This is a genomic window from Brasilonema sennae CENA114, from assembly GCF_006968745.1.
Lineage (GTDB): Bacteria > Cyanobacteriota > Cyanobacteriia > Cyanobacteriales > Nostocaceae > Brasilonema > Brasilonema sennae.
The window spans coordinates 7,228,923-7,255,822 of the sequence record NZ_CP030118.1 but is presented as its reverse complement, the minus strand read 5'-3'; the positions used below and the strand labels follow the sequence as shown (position 1 = coordinate 7,255,822).

Here is a 26,900-nt window from a genome sequence, read left to right as displayed (position 1 = left end):
AAGCGACCCAGCAGAACTGGTGACAGCAAAGCTTGAGTTTACTCAAAGTGAGTTGCAATGGGTATTTCAGGCGTAGAATTTGATGTGGGCAACAAAGAGTTCATCCTTATGGCAACAAAATTTCCAAAATTTAGCCAGGATCTAGCACAAGATCCGACTACGCGTCGGCTGTGGTATGCGATCGCAACAGGAAATGACTTTGAAAGCCACGATGGCATGACAGAAGAAAATCTTTACCAAAAGATATTCGCAACTCACTTCGGTCATGTGGCAATCATCTTCCTGTGGGCATCGAGCCTGCTGTTCCATGTAGCCTGGCAAGGTAACTTTGAACAGTGGATAAAAGATCCTCTGCATATCCGTCCAATCGCTCATGCAATCTGGGATCCGCACTTCGGGAAACCAGCAATAGAAGCCTTTACCCAAGGTGGGGCGAGCTATCCAGTCAATATCACCTACTCAGGCCTTTACCACTGGTGGTACACCATTGGTATGCGGACGAACAATGAACTGTATGTAGGTTCAGTATTCCTGCTGCTGTTAGCATCATTGTTCCTGTTTGCAGGTTGGTTGCACTTGCAACCGAAGTACCGTCCGAGCTTGGCTTGGTTTAAGAGTGCAGAACCACGTCTGAACCACCACCTAGCAGGTCTGTTTGGTGTGAGTTCTTTGGCTTGGACAGGTCACTTAGTTCACGTAGCAATACCCGAATCTCGGGGAATTCATGTGGGTTGGGACAACTTCCTAACGACCTTGCCTCACCCAGCGGGTTTAGCACCATTCTTTACGGGAAATTGGGCAGCTTACGCGAACAACCCTGACACAGCAAACCATGTGTTTGGCACGTCCGAAGGTGCAGGAACAGCAATTCTGACATTTTTGGGTGGGTTCCATCCTCAAACCGAATCGCTGTGGCTGACGGATATGGCTCACCACCACTTGGCGATCGCGGTAATTTTCATCATCGCCGGTCATATGTACCGGACGAACTTCGGAATTGGTCACAGCATCAAAGAAATGCTCAACGCCAAAAACTTCTTTGGCAGCAAAACCGAAGGTCAGTTCAATTTGCCTCACCAAGGACTGTACGACACGTACAACAACTCGCTGCACTTCCAGTTGTCGATCCACCTGGCAGCACTGGGAACAATCACGTCCTTGGTAGCGCAGCATATGTACGCGATGCCTCCTTACGCATTCATCGGTAAGGACTACACAACGCAAGCAGCTTTGTACACTCATCACCAATACATAGCTGTGTTCATAATGCTGGGTGCATTTGCTCACGCAGCAATCTTCTGGGTACGTGACTACGACCCAGAGCAAAACAAAGGCAACGTACTAGACCGGGTACTCAAGCACAAAGAAGCAATCATCTCGCACTTGAGCTGGGTGTCGTTGTTCTTGGGCTTCCATACCTTGGGTCTATACGTCCACAATGACGTAGTGGTTGCTTTCGGTACACCCGAAAAGCAGATCCTGATTGAGCCAGTGTTTGCACAATTCATTCAGGCTTCTCACGGAAAAGTGCTGTACGGGTTGAACACCTTGCTGTCTAATCCAGATAGCGTTGCAGCAACTGCTTGGCCTAACTACGCGAACGTTTGGTTACCAGGTTGGCTGGATGCAGTCAATAACACGACCAACTCGCTGTTCTTAACTATTGGTCCTGGTGACTTCTTGGTTCACCATGCGTTTGCTCTGGCGATCCACACCACAGTTCTGGTACTGGTAAAAGGTGCTTTGGATGCGCGTGGTTCCAAACTGATGCCCGATAAAAAGGACTTCGGTTACTCGTTCCCTTGCGACGGTCCCGGTCGTGGCGGTACTTGCGACATCTCGGCTTGGGACGCTTTCTACATGGCCACATTCTGGGCACTCAACACTGTAGGTTGGGTGACGTTCTACTGGCACTGGAAGCATCTGGGTATTTGGCAAGGAAACGTCGCACAATTCAACGAATCTTCAACTTACCTGATGGGCTGGTTCCGTGATTACCTGTGGGCGAACTCGGCTCAGTTAATTAACGGTTATAACCCCTACGGCATGAACAACTTGTCAGTGTGGGCTTGGATGTTCCTGTTCGGACACCTGGTTTGGGCGACAGGATTCATGTTCCTAATCTCTTGGAGAGGTTACTGGCAAGAGTTGATTGAAACTTTGGTTTGGGCACACGAGCGTACTCCTTTGGCGAACTTGATTCGCTGGAAAGACAAGCCCGTTGCCATGTCCATCGTTCAAGGTCGTCTGATTGGTTTAGCTCACTTCAGTGTGGGTTACATCTTGACCTACGGAGCATTCCTGATTGCCTCTACTGCTGGTAAGTTTGGTTGATTCAGCGGTGAGTAGTAGGTCAGTCATCAAAATCCTCTGCCGTCAGGTGGGGGATTTCCTTATCACCTTTACTTTGTTTTGTCAATTGAGTTTTACTTACCTCTAATTGATTTATTCCCTACACACGCCCTTCGGGTATGCGCAAAGCGCACGCCTTACGGCGAACGCCAGTCGCCTACGGAGGGAAACCCTCCTGCAGCGCTGGTCTCACCAGATACCTCTGTCGGGAAACCCTCCTATGGCACAAAGTGCCACGCTACGCTATCAGTACTGGCTCCCTTACACCCCTTCTTCATTTTATGAGTGCAGAAATTATTTGTGTTGGAACCGAACTCCTGTTAGGAGATATCCTCAACGGTAATGCTCAATATTTGGCGCGGCAGTTGGCTGGGCTAGGTATTCCCCACTACTATCAAACAGTTGTCGGAGATAACCCAACAAGATTAAAACAGGTTATAGAAATTGCAAGTCAAAGAGCGGAAATTTTGATTTTTACTGGAGGTCTTGGTCCGACACCAGATGACTTGACTTGTGAAACAATTGCGGATTTTTTTGGTGCTCCTTTAGTAGAGCGTCCAGATATTATTGAAGATATTACCAGAAAATATGTTCAACGCGGTCGAGTTATGACTGCGAGTAACCGCAAACAAGCTTTGTTACCCCAAGGTGCCGAAGTTTTACCAAACCCTACGGGAACAGCACCCGGCATTATTTGGCAGCCTCGTTCAGGATTAACGATTTTCACCTTTCCTGGTGTGCCAAGTGAAATGTACCGGATGTGGGAGGATACTGCTGTACCTTATCTGAAAAGTCAAGGTTGGGGTAAAGAAATTATTTATAGTCGGATGTTAAAGTTTTGGGGTGTGACGGAATCAGCAATAGCCGAAAAGGTCGCAGCTTATCTAAACTTGCCCAACCCAACAGTTGCACCTTATTCCAGTAGAGGAGAAGTGAAATTACGAGTTTCTGCTAAAGCTGCTTCCCAATCACAAGCACAGGATTTGATTGCCCCCATTGAAAAACAGATTAAACAAATTGCGGGGTTAGATTATTATGGTGCAGATGATGACACTCTTGCCTCAGTTGTGGGTGAGTTGTTGCGTGGTGCAGGGGAAACCCTTTCTGTGGCAGAATCTTGCACTGGTGGCGGATTAGGGCAAATGTTAACGGAGATTTCTGGAAGTTCTGATTACTTTTGGGGTGGGGTGATTTCTTATGATAACTCCGTAAAAGTAGGGCTTTTGGGTGTTAACTCCGAAGATTTGGCAAAGCATGGGGCTGTCAGTTCTATTGTTGCAGAACAAATGGCTGCGGGAGTGCGGTCGCGTCTTTCGACCACTTGGGGATTGAGTATCACTGGTATTGCTGGACCCACAGGTGATACGGAGACTAAGCCTGTCGGGTTGGTTTATATCGGGTTAGCTGGATCGAATGGAGAAGTGCAAAGTTTTGAATATCATTTTGGTGCAGGGCGAGGTCGGTCTTTAATTCGCCACCTCAGTGCGTGTACAGCATTGGACAATCTGCGAAGGAAGTTGTTGAGTCAGAAGCCAGCTGTTATGCCTTCTAAATAAATGACGTTGTTGGCAAATTTATCGCAGGAAGTTTGAAAGAATTGTTCCTTCAAACTTCCTTCAAACTTGAACGAACCCATGATCAATCAAAACTAAAAAGGAAAGTAGCACGCCTGATGCCCGGAGAGTGCGAACAGTTTAGAATCCCCACTCATTCATGGCGCTTAGAGGTCAATCTTAATTGTTAAGCAACCTAAATATCCGCTAATCAACCCATTATGAAAACGATAGGGAATAGCTAATAGTATAAAAAAATGACTAATGAATAATAACAGTCAGAACTGTGATTTTTATAACTGAAGCAAAATTAATCTAAGTAAGCTGGCTGTAAAAAGTCTATAAAAAATATAGCTTTTACAACCAACTAATGCTAGGTTAGGCATAAGCCATCAAAACACTAAGGCTAACAGAGTCTGGCTATCCCTATTAGCCGGACTCTACCTAATTCTTGACACATATAAAGCTTATGCAGAGCATTTCAACAATTTACACCCCGATTCGGGTTGTAACTGCCAAATAACAAAATATCCACACTAGATCCTGTGAGATTGGATGGCTGTATGTCCTAGGTAAGAAGGAGACAAGATATCTGCACCACAAGATTGGATAATGTATTTTTTGGTATTTCCTTTAGTGGCCTTTACCTGGACCTGATGAGCCACCTGATGATGAGCCAGATGATGAGCCAGCTGATGCGCTTGATGAGCCACCGTTGCTGACATAAATATTGTTAATAACAGTAGTAGTAGTAGTAGGCTGCTGATTCCCGTACAGAGGCTTGAAAATCCCACCTAAAAGCCCAAAAAGTAAACCAAGAGTACCACCCGAAACTGTGGATTGATTTTCATCAGACAAATCGGACATGTAGCTCTCATCAAGAGAAACTAGTTGATATTTAGATTCGGTCGTCATGATAACTCACTATTTGGTGAAAGTTTTCTTTGTGTTGATGAGTTTTTCTGAATACTTCACAAAACAAAATGCTAGTAAATGCATCTGCTAGAAAATACCAGTTATTAATATTACAATAAATTCCATGCAAAGAATAAAAGCCAAATGCCCTTTACTTAGCTGAAACTACTGTTGTTTTTGAAACTCACAAGTATCAAATTACAATAAACAAACAAAAAAGTATAGTGTTTTTATTTTTTTTTTAATAAAATTCTGATAAAGACAAAAAAAATACATTTAAAAGTATGGTACTTCTAAAAAAAGAAAATTAAAGTAGCTAATATTCTTTTTTTTTCATAGCTTTTCAGTTTATAGCAATTCTTTTGTTCAAAAAATAAGCTTTTTTTTACTCAGTAGTAAAATGTCAATATTTAGCTAATATCAAGTTGTTTAAAAGAAATTAAAATTCTTCTAAAGATATCAAAAAATCTAAAAACCATGATATATCGCACATGAAAAATAACGAATTAAAAAATATTACGAAGAAAGATTTCTTTTTTTTAATAAAATTACTGATGTCTATTGATTAGTAACTTTCTAAAAAAACAAATACTATAGGACTCATATTTGATTTTGAACGAAGCTAGGTACACTTTCTGTTAAGCGTTAAGCGTTCCCTACCTCTACTTTGTCAATTCACCCTTCGGGTTCGCCAGTTGCCTGCGGAGGAGCCAGTACTGTTCGCGTTTGCGTAGCGCCAAAGTCTGCCGGGGGGAGTATCCCCCGGCGAGCTTTGCCCCTTCGGGGCTAGCGTGTCCGTTCGGCACGGGGCCGTGCCCGTTCGCGCAGCGTGTCCCTTTGGGACTCAGGGCTCAGGACATAGGAGGGTTTCCCTCACTTGGTATCTGGCGTTGGAAACCCTCCCGCAGCACTGGTCTCACCAAATCAAACCGAATTCCTATATGATTAGAGTTTTGCTGGTAAATGACCAACAAAATATATAGTAATCCGTGCAGAAGTTGTGAAATTATTCGTTGAGGCGCTTAACAGGTGAGACCAGCCCCCATCTTGGCGGTCTCCGTCACGAACGCGAGTGCGTCTGGTGCAGGAGTTTGGGGGACTGGCGTTCGCCCTTCGGGCGTGCGCAGAGCGCACACCCGAAGGGCAACAGGCAAAATAATAAAAAATGAACCGCATAGACAACGGATCTGCTTATTCCAGGGTAGGACGCAAACAGCACGTTTTTGCATAAATTCTAATTGGGTTAAAAAAACTCCCTTTACATAAATAAAGCCCGCGCAAGCGGGCTACAAATAAAAATATTTAGCATTTTTGTAAAAAAACTTCTGCTTATTTGAACAAGAAGGGGAGAAAAAGTTATATTTTTCTCAGAAAGCTTGGTTCAGTGAAGTACCCACCACTAAAACGGAGTACCGTTTATAGTGGGGGCTTCCAGTTTCATCGGTCAGTGCCACGTTGGGTATACGCGAAAGTATTCGTCACTCAAGACGATAATGGTCTTACCTGTCCTCCGGAGGTTTGAGACTCGCTCCTTACTCCCGTACACCCGTGTGTACCCTGGCGCAAAGTCTGCCACCGGGGAGTATCCGCTTCATTTTCCATAGACAAAAATGGACAACCCTACACAATGTCTACTCGTAAGACTCAAGATCTGGGTGTATTTTTGCGGCCATACCCAAAAATTTTGGTAAAACGAGTTGACTGGAGGCCGCAAAAATACAAGGGTTGTCCATTTTTGTCGAGGGTTTGCCCAACCCCGTGGCGAGCTTTGCAGCCGCCCGCCTCCCGCAGGCAGTTTGATTTTTGTTCGAGGATTTACCTGCGTTGTGCATACGCGCAAGAGCCGCAATTCCTTTTCCCCTTTTCTCTGGCTCTTAGACTTGGGTTCGCATATTACTGCTACTGTGACCGGTTGTTATGAGCCGAGTGGGTGGGTCGCAACCAATATTAGTATATAACATTGGTTTCGTTAATTCCGAAGAGATTAGCAACTGTGCATACACCAATTCTTGATTTTACCTTCGGCAAAAATAAATAAAAGATGCAATTGTCGTTGCCCGCCTTATATCCCCACGCTAAGTGGAATACCACTATAGCGGGGGACGAGGGCGACTAGTTAAGCAGCTTGAAACTCTCCTAACATTTTTACTTCTGGTTCTAACGGAATAGACCAACGTTGTTGTACTTGATGTTGGACATGGTGAATGAGATTGAAAATATCTGAAGCACTAGCACCACCACAATTAACGATGAAATTAGCGTGCCTTAGTGCAACTTGCGCTTTGCCAATTTGGTAACCTTTGAGGCCTGTTTGCTCAATTAACCAGCCTGCAGCATGAGGTTTAGGATTGCGGAACACACTACCACAACTGGGCAAGTGATAGGGTTGAGTGTTTAGTCGATGCTCTTTGTGTTGTTTGGTAGCTGCTAGAACTTCTGTTGGGTTTGCCCCTGGCTGGAGTTGAAAAGTGGCTTGGGTGACGATGCGATCGCTTCCTTGGAGGATAGAGGTGCGGTAGCTGTAGCTCAGCTGTTCGCGGGTGAGAGTTTCCAGACTTCCATCTGGTAAAAGTACTTGAGCACTAACTAATATATCTGCGATAGAACTATTGTGTGCCCCTGCATTCATCACTACGGCACCCCCAATAGTTCCAGGAATACCAACAGCCCACTCAAATCCTTGCCATCCCCGCTCTGCTATCTGCCATGCTAGGCTTGGAATTGGGTCTCCTGCAGCGACAGTTAACTGACCTGTTTCTAAGTCAAAGTGGCTATGGCGCAAATGACGAGTCACAACAACTAAACCTGGTATCCCACAATCACTGACGAGCAAGTTAGATCCTGCTCCTAGTATTGTGACTGGTAATTCATGTGTTTTCGCAAACTGAATACTAGCTTGCAGTGCTTCTAAGTTTCGAGGAGCAACACACCACTCAGCAGGTCCACCGACTCTGTACGAAGTATACGCTGCAAGCGAAACTTGAGATTTAATAACACAATCAGTACCAAGTAAATAAATTTCTTTACTTTCGATGGAATTATTAGATGTTATTAGCCTGCTATTTGTCATACCAGAAACTTTGCAGACATTTGCTACTGCCTGGGATATTGTCATATCTTTTAGAACGCGCTGAATTTAGATGTTTGTATGCCGTAAAAAGACGACACCAATGAGAAGCCATGTAACTATTGCTAAACGGACACTATGCGAATAAGGGAAACCAACTTGCACGAAAGTTGTACTCCGGTTTTGGGGGTAAAAAACTTTCCTTAAGAAGTAGCCTTAACAGGTGGACATTGTGTCGCCATGACTTCGGGAATGACTTGATTAATATTCCCAGCTCCGAGAAACAGCGCCAAGTCTCCATAATGCAAAGTTTGCTGTAAGTATTCGCGGACTGAGGCTAAAGTTGGTTGGTACATTACCTGCGAATGCTGTTTAGCAACTTCACTTGCAAGTTTTTCACCACTGACTTGCCCCAAGTTTGGCTCGCCTGCACTGTAAATATCAGTGAGGACAACTAAATCAGCATGACTAAACGATTGAGCAAATTCCTCCAAAAAGGTAAGCGTCCGGCTATAGCGATGGGGTTGGAAGATAGCAACAACTCTCTGCCCTTGTTTTGCCTGCAAGCGTGCAGCAGCAAGAGTAGCACGAATTTCACTGGGGTGATGGGCGTAGTCATCAATAAAAGCGATGCCATTGGCTTCACCCCGGAATTCAAAACGGCGTTTTGCGCCTTCAAAGGTCGCAAGACCCTTGGCTATTTCTGCAAATTCTAAGCCCAAGATCCGACCAACCGCCACTGCTGCTAGGGCATTACTGAGGTTGTGCTTACTGAGTAAGCGCAAGTTCAACACACCCAAAGCCTTGCCCCTTTCCCATACAAGAGCTGTGGTACCATCGGCTTTATAGTCCACGTTGGTGACAGTGTAGTCAGCAGCAGTATCAGGATTTAGGCTATAGCTAATCGTTGGTTGTAGGCGATCGCGTACAGTTGTGCAATCAATGCTCCCTACCAAAGTTTTACAGCCTTTTGCAAATGTTTGAAAAGTTTCCACCACTTCCTCTAATGTGTCGTAGTGGTCAGGATGGTCTAGTTCTATGTTAGTGATAATACCTATTTCTGGGCTATGTTTCACCAGAGAACCATCTGATTCATCTGCTTCTGCTACTAAATATCGACTTTGCCCCAATCGGGCATTGCCTTCCCAAGCATTCACTTCTCCACCGACTAAAATCGTTGGATCAAGACCTGCTTCGAGTAGCATATAACCAATCATGCTACTTGTTGTCGTTTTTCCGTGGGTTCCTGCGACAGCAATACTATTATATTGAGTAATTAATGCTGCCAGTACATCAGACCGATGAAAAATTGGACAACCTAATTCTAATGCTGCTTTGTACTCTAAATTAGTTGTGTTAATGGCTGTTGAACAAATAACTTGAGGTAATTTTGCTTTCGAGAAAGTAGATAGTTCTTCTTGAGTGTTTAATACTACTCCAGTCGGCTGAGAATGAGGACGAAAGAATTCCAGATTGCTTGCCTCTTGTTTACCAAAAATATGAGTTCCGATAGATTCTAGACGTCGAGTAATATGGTTTGGACGAAGATCTGAACCAGATACTGGCAACTGACGCTTTGTTAACACATATGCTAAAGCAGACATGCCTATGCCGCCAATACCAATGAAATGAAATGGTTTACCGCCAAACTCTACTGTATCTTTCATTGATTTATCCTCTATCACCACACCACACAATCATCCTAAATGACACGCGTATCATAACAGGAATTCGATTTTTACTGATACTGCCTTTGTACCATCATTTTTATAACCGATAAGTTGTTTTTTTCACGATTATTTTTCTCATTCAAATCGATTTTACCCTTGTTAGTCATTTTTTCTCTTTCTTAACAGATATTATGATTATTCTGAAACTTTATGCTCAATCGGGAAACTCCTCGTTGTTATTGTAAATATATGTTTTTCGCTGCCGATCTCAAATTTGCTATAATTATCAATTGGTAAATAAAGCCTTTTAAAATTGAAGAAAGCTTGAGCGTTGGTGGATACACCAATTGGCAATTATTTGAGGTACTTTTGCTCCAGTTCCTAATTTACACATGCTTCTAGCCAAGACATCTTTGGACGGAACTCTTTTATAACGAGTCGTTTGGGTGTCTTCACAAAATTTTTCTCAGAAATATATATAGTGCAACGACTTATTGCAGACAACCTGGGATTGACTGTATCACTCGTTTTTGAAAAGTCGTTCTGGGATTTTTTATGCTATTGACACCCTGATTGCCTTGCTGGCTACTTATCCCAATACTCACTGGTACTAGATTCTTGGTTGAGATACATTTAAAGCCTTACCTCATTGGTACCGTGGACAAGAATTAGGACAATTGTGTGATTGGTTAATTGCACCCTGACTCCTAGGCTGTGAGAACATAGCTTAAGGTAGGTTAATGTGCAAGTGAGCCAGCGCGGTCTTGGGGGTTCCCAAGGCACGTTTTCGGGGGAAGCTTCCCCCGAAAAGCTGCCGCCCCGTTGTAGCACCTGGCGTTCTCCCGACCTAGGCGACTGCTAACCCGATAGCCGTAAGGCGTGGCATTAGCCATAGGGCGAACCCCGAAGGGGTAAGTACAACTCAATGGAGTAGACGAACATTTTAGCATACATTGGTACTTTTTGCATGAGATTTTAGTGAAGTCTTATTCATAAATTTTGCCATGATTGCCAATCAATTCCCTATTTAGTTCCACTAAGGAGTTGGGGCTTATATTGATAACCACAACCTGTATACAAACAGGTAGGAAGAAAATATTTATTTTTTTTATAATGTAAAGCTTTATAGTTATAAATACTCCCCCTTTGCGGTATGATCGGGGTCATGAGTAGCTTTTGTTAAGTATAAGTAGACAGAGGGCAAGACGCTGTGATTAGAGTTGCAATTAACGGTTTCGGGCGCATCGGGCGTAACTTTGCACGTTGCTGGGTAGGGAGAGAAAATAGCAATCTCGAACTTGTCGCTATCAATGACACATCCGACCCTAGAACCAATGCTCATCTGCTGAAGTATGACTCGATGCTAGGGAAGTTAAAAGGTGTTGACATTTCTGCCGATGATAACTCAATCATCGTCAACGGTAAGACTATTAAGTGTGTCTCCGATCGCAACCCAGAAAACTTGCCCTGGAAAGACTGGGAAATTGACCTAATTATTGAAGCAACAGGGGTTTTCACTTCCAGAGAAGGGGCGACAAAACATCTTAACGCTGGTGCAAAGAAAGTTCTCATCACCGCGCCTGGAAAGAACGAAGATGGGACTTTTGTGATTGGCGTCAATGATCACGATTACGACCACCAAAAGCACAACATTATCAGTAACGCTAGCTGTACCACTAACTGCTTGGCTCCCATCGCGAAGGTGTTGCACGAGAAATTCGGCATCATCAAAGGCATGATGACGACCACTCACAGCTATACTGGTGACCAACGCTTGCTAGACGCCTCTCACCGCGATCTTAGGCGGGCACGTGCAGCAGCTATTAACATTGTGCCTACCTCCACAGGTGCGGCGAAAGCTGTAGCGCTGGTTCTACCAGAACTCAAAGGCAAGCTGAATGGCGTGGCGTTGCGCGTACCCACCCCTAACGTTTCCATGGTGGACTTTGTGATTCAGGTTGAAAAGTCTACCATTGCCGAAGAAGTCAACCAAGTCCTCAAAGAGGCTTCCGAAGGTCAACTCAAAGGCATTTTGGATTACAGCGATCTTCCCTTGGTATCATCCGATCATCAAGGTACTGATGCCTCTTCAATTGTTGATGCTAGCTTGACTTTTGTTATGGGCGGCGACTTAGTGAAAGTCATGGCTTGGTATGACAACGAGTGGGGTTACAGCCAGCGAGTCACTGACTTGGCAGAGTTAGTAGCCGAAAAATGGACTAACTAGTCATTTGTCATTTGCATAAGACAAATAACTAGCAGCTAACGATGAAAATGTTGAAACCCTCGATCAAGACTGAGAACTTGGTCGGGGTATTCTTTTGTTTGGTCATGCAAAAGGACTGTTGATCCATCTGTGATTTTTCCCACAATAGCCGCGCCCTCACCAAGCTGTTGTACAAACGTATATGCTTGTTCTTTTGGCAAGCACAATACTAGCTCAAAGTCTTCACCACCGTATAAAGCATATTCCAGGGCTTGTTCTTGTGTCAGCCAAGAATTGAATTGTTTTGGTAAAGGAATTTGAGTGCGTTCAATAACAGCACCAACACCACTGGCGCGGCAAATTTGCATTACAGCATCTGCTAAGCCGTCGCTACTGTCCATACCAGCTACAGAGTGTGGGGTATGAGAGTCTAGAATTTCCCATAGAATTGGTAACACATCTAGTCGGGGTTTCGGTCTTTGGTGTGCGTGAATTAAGACTGTGCGATCTGCTGAAAGCAGCAGCGCTGAGTGCAAAGCACACGCTTCGCGAACGCTATCGCCATCACTCAGATTTTCCCCAAAATCAGGATGCAGAAGCAATTGTAAGCCAGCAGCACTACCCCCGTGAACACCTGTGACAACTATGGCATCTCCCACCTTAGCTTGGTTACGACGAATAACACGTGAGGGGTTAACTTGACCAAAAGCGGAAATGGCTATCGTAGTCGTGGGCGATCGCACTATATCACCACCAACAATTGGCGTATTGTACCTTTGCAAGCATTGTGTCATTCCCTGGTATAATTGCTCCACCCAACTGACAGCAACCTCGCCAGGGAGTCCCAATCCGACAGTAATTCCTAACGGAGTTGCACCCATTGCTGCTATATCTGATAAGTTAGCAGCAACGGCACGCCAACCAGCATCTTCTCCAGAAGTCGTCAGTTCGCTGAAATGGACACCATCAACCAACACATCAGTTGTGACTACCAAAGATTGTCCTGGTTCAGTAGAAAGCACAGCCGCATCATCTCCGACAATTTCTGGAGGACAAAAGCGCTGTAATCTTTCTAAAAGACCTTGCTCTCCAATATCTTGAACTTGCAAAGAGGATAATTCACTGTTCACAGTAAGTTTTCTGCTTTGGACGGTTATTTTGATGATTTAGTTTTTTGACATTTTGTATTATATGTGTTTTAAGAAGACTCTTTAGGCTATTTTGCAGATAGTTTAGATAATTTATCTGTGTGCATCTGTGATGTCGTGCTCAAAAAAAATTTACTTTTACAAAAGATGCATATAAACGACTCGTGATAAATTTTCTTATAAAAACGTTGCAATTCTCTCAACAGCAGTTTCCAAAACTGGTGTATCATGCACTAAAGCAAAACGGACATATCCTTCTCCAGATTTACCAAAGCCTGCACCTGGTGACGCTGCCACGCCTGTTTTTTCTACGAGCTGAGTACAAAATCCGATAGAATCTTGACTCCACCGTTCTGGTAACTTTGCCCAGATATACATTGTTGCCTTGGGCGTGGGAACATACCAACCAATACGGTGTAAAGCGCTGACAAAGGTATCTCGGCGTTGGCGCAAAATGTTCACAGAGGTTTTGACTCCAGTCTGTGGACCTGTTAAGGCAGCAACAGCACCATTCAAAATTCCCCGATACTGATTAAAATCAACGGCTGCTTTTATTTGGCGTAAGGCACTAATTAACTCGGAATTACCGATGGCGTAGCCAATACGGAAGCCGCCCATGTTGTATGACTTGGAAAGGGTGAAAAACTCAATTGAGACGCTTTTGTCTGGATCAGCTTGTAGAATTGAGGGAGCAAGGGGTCTGTCCCAATTCTCGGTTCCTAGTTCTGAGTCGTTACTTTCCTCAAAGACCAAATCTACGTAGGGGAAATCGTGGACTAGGACGATATTGTGTTGCTGACAAAAACTAACTGCTTCTTTAAAGAATGATAGCGGTGCGATCGCCGCAGTTGGATTATGAGGATAGCTTAAGACCATCATCCGCGACTGTGCTAATACAGGCGTCGGAATATCTGTAAACACAGGTACAAACCCGTTTTCTGCCCGTATTGGCATTGGGTAAATTTGACCGTTCGCCAAGTGGACTCCCCCTGCATGGGAGGGGTAACCCGGATCAAGCAATAGGGCGAAATCTCCTGGGTTGAGGACTGCTAGAGGCAAATGTGCTGTGCCTTCTTGGGAACCAATCAGGGGCAGTACCTCTGTTTCTGGATTGACAGGAATACCGAATTTATCAGTATACCAGCTTGCGGCTGCTTTGCGAAAAACTTGGGTGCCGTGAAATAGTAGGTAGCCGTGGGTACTTGGGTTGTGTAAAGATTGGGCGATCGCCTCAATCACGTGCGCCTCTGCGGATAAATCAGAAGACCCCAGTGACAAATCAATTAACTGTTGTCCATAAGCCAAAGCTTTTGTTTTGGCTTTGTCCATATCAGCAAATACATTTGATTGCAGGGGTTGTATACGTTTAGCAAACTGCATTTTTCGTCCTTTGTCCTAAGTCAATTGTCTTTAGTCCTTAGTCTTTAGCAAGGGACTAAGGACTTAGGACTAACGACAAATGACTAATTGAGATGAGAATCTAAGAGGCTGAGTAATTTGTCTTTGCTGATGACTCCCTCAGTGGATGCCAAAAGTTTGTCTCCTTGAAGAAGTCTGAAGGCTGGTACACCTTCGACCTTGTACTCCTTGACTGCTACTGGGTTAGGATCAACTTCGATTTTTACCACTTTCAGGCGATCGCTGTAGGTGGTAGCTGCGGAGTTTACCAGTGGCGACATCAATTGACAAGGTCCACACCAGGAAGCCCAAAAATAAATTAATACAGGCTTCTTGGCTTTCAACACTTCGGTTTCAAACTCAGCATCAGTTATGGTTACAACACTGCTGCTCATTGCACTCTCCAGCAATACCCATTCATCATAACTTGCCCACAGACTACTCTATCCCAATCTGAGGACAATACCCACAGGATTTATCCGCTTTCTTAAAAAATGACGCTACGTGCCAGTGTTGTCATCTGGTTGTGGTTGTCTTGACAATGTCCAATTTTTTGTAACAGCTAATCGACTATAGCTATAGATGTCAATTGTTTCATTTAACTGAATCGCCGTAAATCCTTCACTATAACGCTATTGCATAAGCGTTTCTTGCTTTACTGACCCCCTTGCTTCGGATAACTAGCAACTTGGGTTCTTGATGTAGCGCCCGAAAATATATTAACACCCAGCTTGCTAGTAATGTACTCTATTGCTTTCTGCCCACGGAAGCTGTTGCCAGCTTGATCCAATGGAGGTGAGTAAGTGGCGATCGCAAACTTACCTGGAACAACTGCTATAATTCCGCCAGAAACACCACTTTTCGCTGGTAATCCAACCTGGTAAGCCCAGGTGCCTGAATCCTCATAAAGTCCGTTGGTTAACATCACAGCCAGCACTTTGGGGACGTAATTTTGAGCGAGGACTCGCTTTGAAGTGATTGGATTAACCCCGCCATTTGCCAGCGTCGCACTCATCAGCGCCAGGTCGCGTGCTGTTACTTCTATAGAACATTGCCGAGTATACAAATCCAGCGACTCCAAGGGATCGCTGCCAAGCTTCTTATAGCTATCCAGCAGTTGGACAATTCCTCGATTACGCAAGTTGGTTTCGGATTCAGAACGATAGACTTCCTCTTGAACTGAAAGCGGACGACCGGCAAAATCGCTCATCGTTCCGATTATCTGATTCCATCGGTCTTCAGGAGTGTTACCTGGGACGAAACTGACAGTAGTAATAGCACCAGCGTTGACTAACGGATTGACACTACGCGTCTCATTTAGTTCAATTGCTATCAACGAGTTGAAAGGCAAGCCTGTTGCATTAACTCCTATTTTTTCTTCAACCGCAGTGCTACCGAGAGTCTGTAGTACATGGGCAAAGGTAAAAACCTTGCTCACCGATTGCATACTAAACGGGTACTTTGAATCGCCAATCTCGTAAACCTTTCCATCAACGGTTGCGATCACAATTCCGAATAAGTTGGGATCTGCCTTTGCTAGAAATGGAATATAGTCGGCATTCTTTCCTTCATTGACTCCTTTGAAAGTTTCGTAGGCTTCCTTAAGGACTTGTTGGAATGTCTCTGGAGTCGGTATATCTTTTTTATATAAATCAGTTTTTGGAGTATCAGTGCTAAGCTGTGTCAAAAAATTGCGAGTCTTCAAGTCACTGACTTCCTGCTTCGCTTTAGTGTAGCTCCAAGCTGGACTTATCAGAACTAACGGGATCAATCCGAGCAGAATTAATCGCAGTTGCATGAATGGGGTTGCTTTCATGTTTATTTTTATCTTTTTTTAGTTTGAAAACTATCGCAATTGTCTTGATAAATATTCATTACATTATTGACTAGCTACAAGTCAATACATTAACGACCAAGTTAAGCTGTAGCGCATCTCATTTGCATAAAATCAGAGTAGGAGAAAAAAGGGTATAAATGTGTTATGCCGGTAAAAGGCTTCTTAATACCAATTTTATATGAAGATGCGCCCAAATATATGAGGAACGAACCGCGTTCGTGTCCCTTGCGCGTGTCGCTTTACGACTCAGCGTGTCCCAAGGACATAGGCGCAAAGAACACAAAGAAAGAAAGAAAAAGTCAAGAAAATTTGGCGCAGCCTCACAAAGAAATGGTATAACAAACGAACAAACAACTCAGCTACAAACAGCATTAAGTTCAAGTGAATGTTCGATATTTAGAGAGCGAGTGTTAATATTGCTGCTGATCAATGATGGTAAGCTGTTGTGCATTAAACAATGAACAACAGCTAGGCAGAGGAGCCAGTGCGGTGGTGAGGCAGTCCGGTCTTGGGGAGCCACTGCGTTGGGGAGCCAGCGCCGTGCGGAGGTTCCCTCCGTTGAGGCGACTGGCGTCCGGCTCTGCCGACTTGTAGCATGTGGCGTGGTTTCCCCCATGAGGAACTGCCGAAAGGGTTCCACAGGCTACACCACCTGGCGTGGCAGAAGGCAGCTATGCTGAAGGGAAGAGGGTTTCAATGATTGACTAGATCAAAATAAGGCTGCAAATTGAAAGCGCGACAGCTTAACACGCTAAAAGAGAAACCTTGATAAACTCTTTGTCAAAAACACAAAAGAATATCAAGGTTTCTCTTGAAAGTAGTATAAATCCGCTTGTGGTGAACCCAACACAGAGCGCTTGTCAGTGTAAAAATTACATTTGATCCAATTGCTTGCGTAGCGAATCCAACTCAGCATCAACCACTTCATTTTTGTTTGATTTTGGAGGAGTGGTTTGTTGCGGTAGTTGGGGTTGATTTGGTGAACCTCCGGGTAAAGACATTTGCGCTTTCAAAGCTGCCAATTCATCATCAACATCGCTACCACTTTCCAAAGATGCAAATTGGTTTTCTAGATCAGCACCTGCCAACTCAGCTGCTGACTGAGCACGGGCTTCTTGTGTCAAAACTTTTTCTTCCATGCGATCAAAAGCAGCCATAGCACTGCTGCTATTCATACCACGCACCATGCCTTGAAGTTGCTCTTGAGCTTTTGCTGCCGTAATCCTTGCTCTGAGCATTTCTTTCTTGGTCTTTGCCTCAGAAATTTTGCTTTCCAGTTGGATTAAGTTGCGCTTGAGAGTCTCAACCTGGCCAGTTTGCTGATCTAGACTGGCTTTGAGTGCATTTGATGTGTCAGTAAAAGTTTTTTTACGCTCCAGTGCTTGTCTTGCTAAGTTTTCTTCACCTTTTTGCAGTGCCAGTTGAGCGTTGCGCTGCCACTTATTGATTTCGTTCTGAGCATCATTGTACTGTTTCTCAGTCCGTTTTTGGGCTGCTATTGCCTGAGCAACGCCCTGTTTTAGCTGTACCAAGTCTTCCTGCATTTCTAAGACGGCTTGTTCCAGCATTTTTTCTGGATCTTCGGCTTTACTGACTAGGTCGTTCAGGTTGGCACTGACGACTCGTTTCATGCGGTCAAATAATCCCATAACTTTGTTTTTCCTCTTGTGATTTACGCGCCTAGTTGGGTAGTTAGGTTTTTTACTATTTCATAGCTACTTATTTCAATGTAATCGTTCCGGTTTGGATTGGCGCTGACGAAAGTGTCCTTATTTTTTAAGATAAGCTGCAAGTTAGATCATTGCCCAATCTTCATCAATCTGGAGTTTTAGGTAGCTGTTGTCTTTTTTGTGATTCAGTGGAAAGCTGCTTTTGCAGTGCTGCTAGTTCTGCATCAACATCACCAGCCTGTTCCAAAGAAGCAAATTGCTGAGCCAAAGCATCTTTACTCGTTGTGGAAATAGCTTCTGTTTGAGCTTCTAGCTGCAAAACTTTTTCTTCCATACGCTCAAAAGCTTTGATGCCATCTAAGCTGGAACTTGTGCCCAACATTTCTTGAAGTTTGTATGATGCTTCAGCAGAACGGGCGCGAGCAATGTACATATCTTTTTTTGTTTTTGCTTCGGCAATTTTTAGCTCTAAGGTGCGCATATCTTTTTTGATTCTAGCCACAACAGTACTTTGTTCGTCTATCTGAGTGGCAAGAGCTTCACCCGTTTGTTGATATGCTAGCCGTTTGGTAAGAGCTTCGCGAGCTAAAGATTCGTTACCTTGTTGCAGTGCTAGTTGAGCGCGGCGATACCATTCTTCTGCTACAGACTGAGCATTAGCCATTTGTCGTTCTGTGCGCTTTTGGGTGGCGATCGCTTGCGCTATCCCTTGTCGCAATTGCATCAAATTCTCCTGCATCTGTTGGACAGTTTCTTCCAGAATTTTTTCTGGATCTTCTGCACGCACAGTTAAGCTATTGAGATTAGCGCGAATCACCCGCCTGATACGGTCAATTAGTCCCATGTCCTACCCTCGATGAACTTTTAAATTGGGATGTAAGGGTTATCAGTCGTCAGTTATCAGTTATCAGTTATCAGTTTGAAGAAGAATTCAGTATTCAGAAGGAAGAAATAAAGAATTCCGAATTCCGACTTCCGACTTGCGACTTCTGACTCCTTCACTGTTCACTGTTAACTGATAACTCCTATTCCATATCCCCTTTTAGGGCTGCGTCAACTACCTTAAGGCTGCTCAATTTTGGCATTAATGCCTTGTGCTTGTAATTCTTTGAGGAGTGATTGTGCTTGCTCTTTTGTCTTGAGGGCACCCAGATAAATAATTTTACCGTCGGGTGATAAGTAAGCATCGCGAACGACTTGCCGTACAGAGGCAAAAGCGCGATCGCCTTGATTGTCTATAATCACATGATAAAACCCATCTGCTGACGGTTTGATTTCTGTATCCGGCTTTTGGGAAGTTGTTGCTTTTGAGTTGGGCGTAGAGTTCTGTCCAAGGTTAGGTATGGGTGTGAAGGTTGGTTGAGCTACAGTTTTCACATTTTTGTTACTTTCTGACGTCTTTTGAGCCGTTTTAGGCGTATTTTGCGGAAATAATCCATGGTGGAAATTGAAGACGATGTAGCCCAGCGTCAAACTTCCTAAGAATAGTAGTAACATCGAGCCAATGCCCAAGGGAGATAGCAGACTGTTCTTAGAATTCTTTGGTGCTTGAGTTTTTGGTTCATCTTCTACTAAACTTCTCAGTAGCGCTTCAGACGATTCCAAGTAGTCATTTGGTTCTTTGCTTGTATTTTGTTGTGAGTTTGAAACATTTTCCCTCTGACTCTGACTTGGTTCCTGAATTTGTGTATGTACGACAATGGCATTTGACGCTCTTGAGATTTGTGCTTCGGCAGAGTTGCTTGGGATTGAATCTACATTCGATTGTAGATGTGTCTTTGACGAAGCTGACGTACGCGGTTGGGAGGTTTGGGGTGCTAACAAAGCATCGAATATTGTATCTGATGCACTCACCTGATCTTGAGTTTGTACTGTAGGTTTAGGTGGGTTAATTTCAGTTTCAGGAAGAATAGATTCCTCCTGAAGAAAAGTATTTGAGGTATGTGTTTTTCCTATTGTCAGTCCATATTTCCGGAAACTTTCTTTGAGATTATCCTCTGCTGATAATTTTGTATTGCCCCCTGTTGTACTCATAGCAGTCAACGCTTGAAGTTTACTGCTCGGGGAAATGCTTGTACCGGATTGGCTTGGGGTTCTGTATCCAATTCGTGTACGTCGGTATCGAGCTAACTCTTGATCTAGTTGGACTTCCAAACTCGCCAGTGCGGCTGCTAGTGGTGGTTTCAACCCTATTGTTTTAGAAGATTGAGCACCCGACGACGACGTATCTATTAGGGGATTTTGACTCATTGCCTATCTGCCTCAAACCTGGAGTGTGGGATTGATTTAAAAATATATTTTTGCCAATCAAGCGCGATAAATATCATATAGCAGTCCGATTTTAGTTGTGAAACCACTGTTGGGGTTGTCGAGTGTTCTTCATGAAAAATTTCACTAATCATTTAGGATTGCTATAAATATATTTCACAGCTGTGCTGTAGTTTTTGCGAGGGTTAGGTAAATTTCGTTGAAATCAATTAATGATATTTTAGAGGTTTTGGCACCTCAAGCTGAATGGCAAGAGCAGCCATTTCAACGTTTGCTGACGTGTTGGGCTGAAGTTGTAGGAGCAGTAGTAGCTACTCACACTAAACCGTTGTCGATCGAGCGCGATGTTTTGCGGGTGGCAACTTCGAGTGCAGCTTGGGCACAGAACCTAACTTTTGAGCGCCAGCGCTTAATTTTAAAGTTGAATCAAAAACTCTCAATTGGTTTGAAGGATATTCATTTTTCTACAGCCCGATGGCAGCGTCCTCAAAACACTCCTAAGGAACAACAAACAATATCGCGTCAAGAACATCCCAGTTACGTGGGTGATGAGATGAGTAGAAACGATGATATAACGCCTAAAGCTAAGGATGCCAATGCTGCTTTCCAAAATTGGGCTAGAACAGTGCAAGAGCGATCGCACGATTTACCTGTTTGTCCCCTGTGCCATTGTCCCACCCCACCCGGTGAACTTCACCGCTGGGGTGTCTGTTCTGTGTGTGCTGCTAAACAATTTTCAAAGTCCTCCTGAGCATTTAAACAAAAAACTCACCAATCGGTGAATTCACAACTGTTGGAATTCTCTGAATAAACAAAGCCGAACACCGAAAGAGTGTTTCTTTCATTCATAACGGGCGGTGCGCCGCCTGTGGGACTGCTCCTAAGTTGTTCATTGATTCTTGTTTCTACTTTCGTTAATCCTACTCAAGACTAATGGCTTAGCATTGTGCAGCGAGCTTTTTCTCATATATATCTCAAAATAGTTTTGTGCTCATGTGATAAATGGCTCAAAACCGTTATCTTTTTTTACAATTACTTCATCTTCCTAAAGAAATAATCTATATAAATTTTGAAATTTTATCTTAGTGACGACTCAATCATATCAGTTCTTCCTAAAGATACAGTTAATTGCATCTGAAAAAGTGTTCCCAAAGCCTGAAGTTCAAAGGTGACTCACATCGTTATATTCATAAGTAGCTTTGATCCCCAATCATTTTCAGCTAAAACCGAGTATGCTTAATCCACCGCAATTAATGTATCACTTTGTTAACAAAAAAGTTGAAAAAGGTAACACAAATCTAAAAAGATTATAAAGTTAATCTTTTCGTTGGGATCGCTATAACCTAGTTAACACATGGGTTGTAGCCAAAAGCCACATTCTCTCTGTTGATGCAAAATAAAGGAACAAAAGTAGCCCGAAAACGGCACTAAAGGCATTAAATATGAAACAGATAAAATCATTGACTTCTGCCTGTAAACATTGTCGTTATTACGATATAGAGGGACGTCGCGGCGGATTCTGCCAACAGTTGGGAGCACCAGTTCGAGGAAGTTGGAAGGCTTGTTCTTTGGCGATCCCAGCGTTCGCTCCTTCTTGGGAAAATTTAGAAGATGTTTGGAGTTTGTCAGATGCAACATTAGTCTTGGCTTCAGGTTTAAACAACCCAGCCCTTGATCCCGTTGAGGAAACAGCCGCTCCCTGCTCTTTTGAAAAGGCGAAAGCTGAGGCTGTACTAATATAGCTTTCTTTTGCCAAAACAGGAAAAGTCAAATTGTAGAAGCACCCTTTTAGTGCTGTTTTGGGCGAATTGGTTCACACCTGTTTTTGTGGAAGACAAATAAGACCTAGACCGTATAAAGCGCGAACATTTCAGAGTTTACTTTGTGGAAGTGACATACATAGGGTAAAAAACTGAAAGGGAGAATTTGGACAAAGTTGGATAATTTGATAAATTTCAAAAATAAAATTCGCTTTTAATATCTATAGGTCTTCAAAAAACCTGAACACTCAAAAAATCGCACCTTTTATCAAAGGTGCGATTTTTGCGAGTTTTTATATTTTTAGGGGAGCCAGGGATATTGATGAAAGTTCGGTGGACGCTTTTCTAGAAAAGCTTGTTTTCCTTCTCGTCCTTCTTCTGTCATGTAATAGAGTAAGGTGGCATTGCCTGCTAATTCTTGCAAACCAGCTTGTCCATCACAGTCAGCGTTAAATGCTGCTTTGAGACAACGAATGGCGATCGGGCTTTTTTCTAAAATCTCTCGCGCCCACTGGATACCTTCAGCTTCAAGTTGTTCTATTGGAACAACGCAATTGACTAAACCCATTTCTAGTGATTGCTGTGCATTGTACTGTCGGCAGAGAAACCAGATTTCTCGCGCCTTTTTTTGTCCAACAATGCGGGCAAGATAACTAGCACCAAAACCTCCATCAAAACTACCTACTTTCGGACCAGTCTGTCCAAAAATGGCGTTATCTGCCGCAATAGTTAGATCACAAATTAAGTGCAGGACGTGTCCTCCACCAATTGCATACCCAGCAACAAGGGCAATAACTACTTTTGGCATGGAACGAATCAGGCGTTGTAAGTCCAGCACGTTCAAACGTGGTACACCATCATCGTCTACATAGCCAGCGTGTCCTCGCACACTTTGGTCACCTCCTGCACAGAAAGCATACTTACCATCAGTGTGTGGACCAGCACCAGTAAATAGGACAACGCCGATACTAGTATCTTCGCGGGCGTCGCAGAAGGCGTCGTATAGTTCAAAAACAGTTTTAGGACGAAAGGCATTTCTTTTGTGAGGACGGTTGATAGTAATTTTGGCAATGCCATCTGCTTTGTGATAGAGAATGTCTTCGTAGGTTTTAGCTATTTGCCAGTTAGTTTGCATGGCGAGAAAGAATCACTTGTATCAGCTTAAAGATTCTATCAGGAGCTGTCGGGAGGACTCCGCTACGATGTGTAATTTCTAAAGCATCATTTCAACTGCCTCAATCTTTGCAGTTTTAACATCGTGATACATGTCATCAACCACAAGAAACCGACTCCATAACCTGCAATAATATCTGTAGGCCAATGTACTCCCAAATATAAGCGACTGATGCCAATGGCTGCGATTAAAGTAACTACTAAACTGTAAATTACTCTGGATAACTTAGGATAGTGAATTGCTAGCAAATAACCGATAAAACCATATAGAACCATAGAACCCAGTGCATGACCACTAGGAAAACTAAAAGATTTTTCCGAAATCAACTGATGCCAAAGTTCAGGGCGAGGTTTAGAAAAAAATAACTTCAGTTGTGTATTTAAAATAAATGCTCCCAAGCAAGCAAGTACAAAAACTTTTGCTTCTTCTCGGTAACGTCGCCACCAAAGTAACAAGACAGTAACTGCTGCAACCGTAACCACTGTCCTAGGACTACCAATATTTGTAATAAACAGCATCAAGTTATCTAAACTTGGATTAGCAAACTGATGTAGCCATAACAGAAAAGTCGTATCAAATGCAAAAGCTTCTCGCTCTAAAACCTCTTCAGCTAAGTTCGCTAAAACAAAAAGGATAAGCACACAACTAATAAGTCCAACAATACCAGTTGTGGCAATTAAGGGAGCCAAACGAGGATGTATATGACGCAACCAGAAATGAGAAATTTGTCGGAGCATACTTTAATATTATTCATCGTTAGAAGCCCCGGCCACACTTAGTCTTATCTGGTTTAGAGTTGTGAACAGAATACAGCAGACTCCAAGTATTGACATAAGGACTATAGATGAGCCGATAGTAACAAAACCGAGGCCACCTTTTTCGTCTGGTTTTGTAAGAACATCCTTGGTTAGGCATACGCATACCTATGATATGTACGGAAACCGCCCTTTAAGCGATAAGCCGTAAGTCCTGCGGACAGGCACTCTCGGCGCGCAGCGTGCGCTTTGCGCATACGCTTGACGCTTTGCGTCAAGCACAGAATTCTATCTTAGGATGGCGTAGTCCTACCTAATATATGTGCCACGATGAGAATAAATCTCAAAAAAGTTTCTTATGGCACAAACTGAAACTCATAACCATCAGCAAGATGACTTCTTCATCGAACCAGAAAAAGACCGACTAGGATACGCGCCTTTCGCCAAGCATTTGGCAGATAGTATTTGCAAAATGAGCCTGAGTGAAGGGTTTGTGATTGCAGTGTACGGTTCGTGGGGTTCCGGCAAATCGACACTGTTGAACTTTGTAGTTCATTGTCTTAAACACAAGCCTGATAAGGAGCAACCAATCGTCGTTCATTTTAATGCTTGGTTGTTTACTGGAAACCAAGACATTACAACACGCTTTTTTGACCAATTACACAGCGTTTTAACCTCTGTAAAATATATGCCCAAAGGCTTGAGAGAGCGAATAGCCGATATTGCTAAAGTTGTTTCTCAAGTTCCCCTCCCTTACGCTCAAGCTGGCATGGCAGTAGCAACATTATTGGATGATGAATCAAAGGAAGCTTCCGAGTTAAAAGAAGAACTCGAAAATATAGTGGTGCAGCTGGAGCGGCGAATAGTCGTTGCAATTGATGATATTGATAGGCTTCCCATAGAAGATATTAAGCAGCTATTTCGCATTTTTAAAGCAATTCCAAATTTTCGTAACGTTGTCTATCTTCTGGTTTTTGATAAAGAAGTTGTTAGTAAAGCACTTTGCGAAACTCAGGAGATATCACCAGAAGCATATTTGGAGAAAACTATTCAAGTTCCTTTTGAGTTACCTTCTCCAGATAAAACTTCACTTCGCAGGCTATTTTTTGAAAAACTTAATAGTGTTCTAATTGCAACACCAAAGGATGGCGATCTGCGCTCCGCGCAGCAGCGTTTGCGCAGCGCCCCCTTAGGGGCTAGCTATCGCTCAAAGGACGGCTCGCTGCAGAAGCATCGCCCTAACTCGAATCAGCCGTCTGCTAACAGAGATCTCAGCGCCGACTTGGAACAATCAGAACCTCAAGAAGTTCCTGACTTGGAGGAAGCTGACGTGGAAAATCCAGCCACAGAAGTCACTCAACTATTTGATCAAACCTATTGGAGCAATGTTTACTTTCAAGGAATAGACCACTTCATTACTAACCTCCGCGACATTGTTCATCTAACTGACACCTTAACAATGACATATCCGGTAGTGCAAGGCGAAGTGAACCCAGTAGATTTTATTGCTTTAGAATCACTACGGGTTTTTCATCCAATGGTACATAACATAATTCGCAAAAACAAAGATGCTTTTATAGAGCCAATCAATTATTCCTTAGATGAATTGAAAAATTTTCATAATTCTTGGTTGGCTCAGTTGCGAGAACAAGATAAGCAACCTGTTCAAACTCTGCTCAGAATTCTTTTTCCTCAATTACAAGCTGTTTGGGGAAACAGATGTAATAAGGAACAAAAATTAATGTGGCGAGAGCAACACCGTGTATGCTGTCCAGAAATATTTCCTATCTACTTCCGTTTAACTTTACCAGAAGCTGATTTATCTAAGACTCAGATCCAAGCCATTCTTGCTTGCGCCTATGATGCCAAGGCATTTGGAGAAAAACTTATAGAACTGTCTGAGCAAATACGTCCTGATGGTACAACTCAAGTTCGGGCATTTTTAGAAAAACTTGAAGATGGCGCAATAAAAGAAATTCCTACCTCTAGCATTACCTCAATTGTGGAAGCTTTATTTGATGTGGGAGAAGAACTGTTACTTTCTGAAGATGATTCTCATACCACAATTTTTGATTTTGGGAATGAAATTAGAATTCGTCGTATCATCTTACGGTTATTATGTCGTCTTGATGAAGCGACACGGTTTGAAGTGTTAAAAACCTCAATGAGTCAAGGAAAAGCATTGTCAATAATTACAAAAGAATTAGAAAATTTAAATGAGCAACAAAGTGAGTACACCTCAGATATATTTAATCTTCAAGATGAAGGGCTGATTAGTACACAACATCTCAAAGAACTGAAAGAAATTGTTGCTAAAAGAAAGCAGGCACAAAACGCAGAATGTTCTGAAAAAGCTAGTCCTTCAGTTTCTGATAGCGATTAGGCAAGGAACACTGCCGTAAGTTCTGCGCACAGGCATTCTGGGGCGTAACGTATTTGAAGGAGAAGGCGATGCTCCAGCTTTCTCGCCGCCCAAAGGGCTTATCGCAATTCCTTATGTCGATTCACGAATTATTTATCGTCTTAACAAATTAATGTCGTTTAAATTTTCAGTTGATGTAGCAGACATTCCAGCGATGTCGGGTTTTTTAACTAAAAATACAAAGACAAAGTATATATACTGTACGGGTTAATCCTTGATACACCTCGTTTTGGCATATAATTGCCTAGTGACATTAATTTGTTAAGACGACAAATAATTTGTTATCTGACATTTGGATAGATTGCTTCAAGCTTGTATAGCAGTCGCCACAATTGTTAGGACATTTCCCTGTTAAGCGTTCCCTGTTCCCTCTTAATCAAAATACGATGTCCTAAACGATATGTCTGTTGCTATATTTCATGAACTCAGCACTGCTAGGTCATTTCTTGCTGCTTAGTCTAAACTCTAAATGTAAATGGCAATCATCTAAACTCCAGTAAGAAGGGTAACGCAAGATAATCAAGGTAAAAAGACCGCAGGAGTGGCTTACCCTGTACGGGTTTGAGGCTTGTTTCTCCTTCAGAAATGTTTAAGTTCCGTTATCTGCCAAGGATTTCAGGTACTTTTCCAGTCCGAATTTTCTAAAGTCCCAATAACTAGACTTCTTGCAAAAGTCAAAAAATCCTGAATGTCATTCTGTAAGCG

Annotated in this window: 20 protein-coding genes; 6 read left to right on the top strand and 14 right to left on the bottom strand. The window is 43.2% G+C overall.

What is annotated here, in order from left to right:
• The first annotated feature begins 108 nt into the window (after positions 1-108).
• Positions 109-2,334, top strand: a complete 2,226-nt coding sequence (psaB, locus tag DP114_RS30200; RefSeq protein WP_171977855.1) for a photosystem I core protein PsaB — start codon at positions 109-111, stop codon at positions 2,332-2,334.
• 299 nt (positions 2,335-2,633) lie between these two features.
• Positions 2,634-3,908: a competence/damage-inducible protein A gene (locus DP114_RS30195; RefSeq protein WP_169268641.1), complete on the top strand. Its 1,275-nt coding sequence runs from the start codon at positions 2,634-2,636 to the stop codon at positions 3,906-3,908.
• 630 nt (positions 3,909-4,538) lie between these two features.
• On the opposite strand, the gene DP114_RS30190 is transcribed toward DP114_RS30195, so the two are convergent.
• The 4 genes from DP114_RS30190 to DP114_RS30175 form a co-directional block, all read right to left on the bottom strand.
• Entirely contained in the window at positions 4,539-4,820 is a 282-nt protein-coding gene (locus tag DP114_RS30190) for a hypothetical protein (protein ID WP_169268640.1), read from the bottom strand.
• 2,116 nt (positions 4,821-6,936) lie between these two features.
• Entirely contained in the window at positions 6,937-7,935 is a 999-nt protein-coding gene (gene murB / locus DP114_RS30185; protein WP_169268639.1) for a UDP-N-acetylmuramate dehydrogenase, read from the bottom strand.
• A 155-nt stretch (positions 7,936-8,090) separates the two neighbouring features.
• Positions 8,091-9,554, bottom strand: a complete 1,464-nt coding sequence (gene murC, locus DP114_RS30180) for a UDP-N-acetylmuramate--L-alanine ligase (protein ID WP_169268638.1) — start codon at positions 9,552-9,554, stop codon at positions 8,091-8,093.
• Positions 9,555-10,294: 740 nt separating this feature from the next.
• Entirely contained in the window at positions 10,295-10,450 is a 156-nt protein-coding gene (locus DP114_RS30175; RefSeq protein WP_171977879.1) for a hypothetical protein, read from the bottom strand.
• A 317-nt stretch (positions 10,451-10,767) separates the two neighbouring features.
• Between DP114_RS30175 and DP114_RS30170 the strand changes: the two genes are divergently transcribed.
• Positions 10,768-11,784 (top strand): type I glyceraldehyde-3-phosphate dehydrogenase, encoded by a 1,017-nt coding sequence (locus DP114_RS30170; RefSeq protein WP_169267907.1) that lies wholly within the window; start codon positions 10,768-10,770, stop codon positions 11,782-11,784.
• Positions 11,785-11,819: 35 nt separating this feature from the next.
• On the opposite strand, the gene thiL is transcribed toward DP114_RS30170, so the two are convergent.
• From thiL to DP114_RS30130, 8 genes are all read right to left on the bottom strand, one after another.
• Positions 11,820-12,893: a thiamine-phosphate kinase gene (gene thiL / locus DP114_RS30165; RefSeq protein WP_169267908.1), complete on the bottom strand. Its 1,074-nt coding sequence runs from the start codon at positions 12,891-12,893 to the stop codon at positions 11,820-11,822.
• Between the two features lie 195 nt (positions 12,894-13,088).
• Positions 13,089-14,291 (bottom strand): LL-diaminopimelate aminotransferase, encoded by a 1,203-nt coding sequence (locus DP114_RS30160; RefSeq protein WP_169267909.1) that lies wholly within the window; start codon positions 14,289-14,291, stop codon positions 13,089-13,091.
• Positions 14,292-14,374: 83 nt separating this feature from the next.
• Positions 14,375-14,704 (bottom strand): thioredoxin family protein, encoded by a 330-nt coding sequence (locus tag DP114_RS30155; protein WP_171977878.1) that lies wholly within the window; start codon positions 14,702-14,704, stop codon positions 14,375-14,377.
• Positions 14,705-14,964: 260 nt separating this feature from the next.
• Positions 14,965-16,125, bottom strand: a complete 1,161-nt coding sequence (gene glsA, locus DP114_RS30150; protein ID WP_216669948.1) for a glutaminase A — start codon at positions 16,123-16,125, stop codon at positions 14,965-14,967.
• Between the two features lie 376 nt (positions 16,126-16,501).
• Positions 16,502-16,762: a hypothetical protein gene (locus DP114_RS30145; RefSeq protein WP_169267911.1), complete on the bottom strand. Its 261-nt coding sequence runs from the start codon at positions 16,760-16,762 to the stop codon at positions 16,502-16,504.
• Between the two features lie 256 nt (positions 16,763-17,018).
• On the bottom strand, positions 17,019-17,795 hold the full coding sequence (locus tag DP114_RS30140; RefSeq protein ID WP_171977876.1) for a PspA/IM30 family protein: 777 nt from the start codon (positions 17,793-17,795) through the stop codon (positions 17,019-17,021).
• Positions 17,796-17,961: 166 nt separating this feature from the next.
• Complete coding sequence (locus DP114_RS30135; protein WP_171977875.1) at positions 17,962-18,660, bottom strand: PspA/IM30 family protein; 699 nt, start codon at positions 18,658-18,660, stop codon at positions 17,962-17,964.
• 218 nt (positions 18,661-18,878) lie between these two features.
• Complete coding sequence (locus DP114_RS30130) at positions 18,879-20,066, bottom strand: hypothetical protein (protein ID WP_171977874.1); 1,188 nt, start codon at positions 20,064-20,066, stop codon at positions 18,879-18,881.
• Positions 20,067-20,277: 211 nt separating this feature from the next.
• On the opposite strand from DP114_RS30130, the gene DP114_RS30125 reads away from it, so the two are divergent.
• Positions 20,278-20,835 (top strand): DciA family protein, encoded by a 558-nt coding sequence (locus DP114_RS30125; RefSeq protein ID WP_171978345.1) that lies wholly within the window; start codon positions 20,278-20,280, stop codon positions 20,833-20,835.
• Between the two features lie 691 nt (positions 20,836-21,526).
• The gene (locus tag DP114_RS30120; RefSeq protein WP_169267915.1) at positions 21,527-21,826 is read left to right on the top strand and encodes a hypothetical protein; all 300 of its coding nucleotides are present in this window, start codon (positions 21,527-21,529) and stop codon (positions 21,824-21,826) included.
• 319 nt (positions 21,827-22,145) lie between these two features.
• On the opposite strand, the gene menB is transcribed toward DP114_RS30120, so the two are convergent.
• Positions 22,146-22,979 (bottom strand): 1,4-dihydroxy-2-naphthoyl-CoA synthase, encoded by an 834-nt coding sequence (gene menB / locus DP114_RS30115; protein WP_169267916.1) that lies wholly within the window; start codon positions 22,977-22,979, stop codon positions 22,146-22,148.
• Between the two features lie 86 nt (positions 22,980-23,065).
• Positions 23,066-23,755 carry a phosphatase PAP2 family protein gene (locus DP114_RS30110; RefSeq protein ID WP_171977873.1) on the bottom strand — a complete coding sequence of 230 codons (690 nt, stop codon included), beginning with the start codon at positions 23,753-23,755 and terminating at the stop codon, positions 23,066-23,068.
• A gap of 376 nt (positions 23,756-24,131) precedes the next feature.
• On the opposite strand from DP114_RS30110, the gene DP114_RS30105 reads away from it, so the two are divergent.
• On the top strand, positions 24,132-26,156 hold the full coding sequence (locus DP114_RS30105; RefSeq protein ID WP_171977872.1) for a KAP family P-loop NTPase fold protein: 2,025 nt from the start codon (positions 24,132-24,134) through the stop codon (positions 26,154-26,156).
• The last annotated feature ends 744 nt before the right edge of the window (positions 26,157-26,900 follow it).

Excerpts from the sequence above, each read along its gene's own strand:
- psaB (WP_171977855.1), top strand. The coding sequence starts at position 109 with ATGGCAACAAAATTTCCAAAATTTAGCCAGGATCTAGCACAAGATCCG.
- DP114_RS30195 (WP_169268641.1), top strand. The coding sequence starts at position 2,634 with ATGAGTGCAGAAATTATTTGTGTTGGAACCGAACTCCTGTTAGGAGAT.
- DP114_RS30190 (WP_169268640.1), bottom strand. The coding sequence starts at position 4,820 with ATGACGACCGAATCTAAATATCAACTAGTTTCTCTTGATGAGAGCTAC.
- murB (WP_169268639.1), bottom strand. The coding sequence starts at position 7,935 with ATGACAATATCCCAGGCAGTAGCAAATGTCTGCAAAGTTTCTGGTATG.
- murC (WP_169268638.1), bottom strand. The coding sequence starts at position 9,554 with ATGAAAGATACAGTAGAGTTTGGCGGTAAACCATTTCATTTCATTGGT.
- DP114_RS30175 (WP_171977879.1), bottom strand. The coding sequence starts at position 10,450 with ATGGCTAATGCCACGCCTTACGGCTATCGGGTTAGCAGTCGCCTAGGT.
- DP114_RS30160 (WP_169267909.1), bottom strand. The coding sequence starts at position 14,291 with ATGCAGTTTGCTAAACGTATACAACCCCTGCAATCAAATGTATTTGCT.
- DP114_RS30155 (WP_171977878.1), bottom strand. The coding sequence starts at position 14,704 with ATGAGCAGCAGTGTTGTAACCATAACTGATGCTGAGTTTGAAACCGAA.
- glsA (WP_216669948.1), bottom strand. The coding sequence starts at position 16,125 with ATGAAAGCAACCCCATTCATGCAACTGCGATTAATTCTGCTCGGATTG.
- DP114_RS30145 (WP_169267911.1), bottom strand. The coding sequence starts at position 16,762 with ATGGGGGAAACCACGCCACATGCTACAAGTCGGCAGAGCCGGACGCCA.
- DP114_RS30140 (WP_171977876.1), bottom strand. The coding sequence starts at position 17,795 with ATGGGATTATTTGACCGCATGAAACGAGTCGTCAGTGCCAACCTGAAC.
- DP114_RS30135 (WP_171977875.1), bottom strand. The coding sequence starts at position 18,660 with ATGGGACTAATTGACCGTATCAGGCGGGTGATTCGCGCTAATCTCAAT.
- DP114_RS30130 (WP_171977874.1), bottom strand. The coding sequence starts at position 20,066 with ATGAGTCAAAATCCCCTAATAGATACGTCGTCGTCGGGTGCTCAATCT.
- DP114_RS30120 (WP_169267915.1), top strand. The coding sequence starts at position 21,527 with ATGAAACAGATAAAATCATTGACTTCTGCCTGTAAACATTGTCGTTAT.
- menB (WP_169267916.1), bottom strand. The coding sequence starts at position 22,979 with ATGCAAACTAACTGGCAAATAGCTAAAACCTACGAAGACATTCTCTAT.
- DP114_RS30110 (WP_171977873.1), bottom strand. The coding sequence starts at position 23,755 with ATGCTCCGACAAATTTCTCATTTCTGGTTGCGTCATATACATCCTCGT.
- DP114_RS30105 (WP_171977872.1), top strand. The coding sequence starts at position 24,132 with ATGGCACAAACTGAAACTCATAACCATCAGCAAGATGACTTCTTCATC.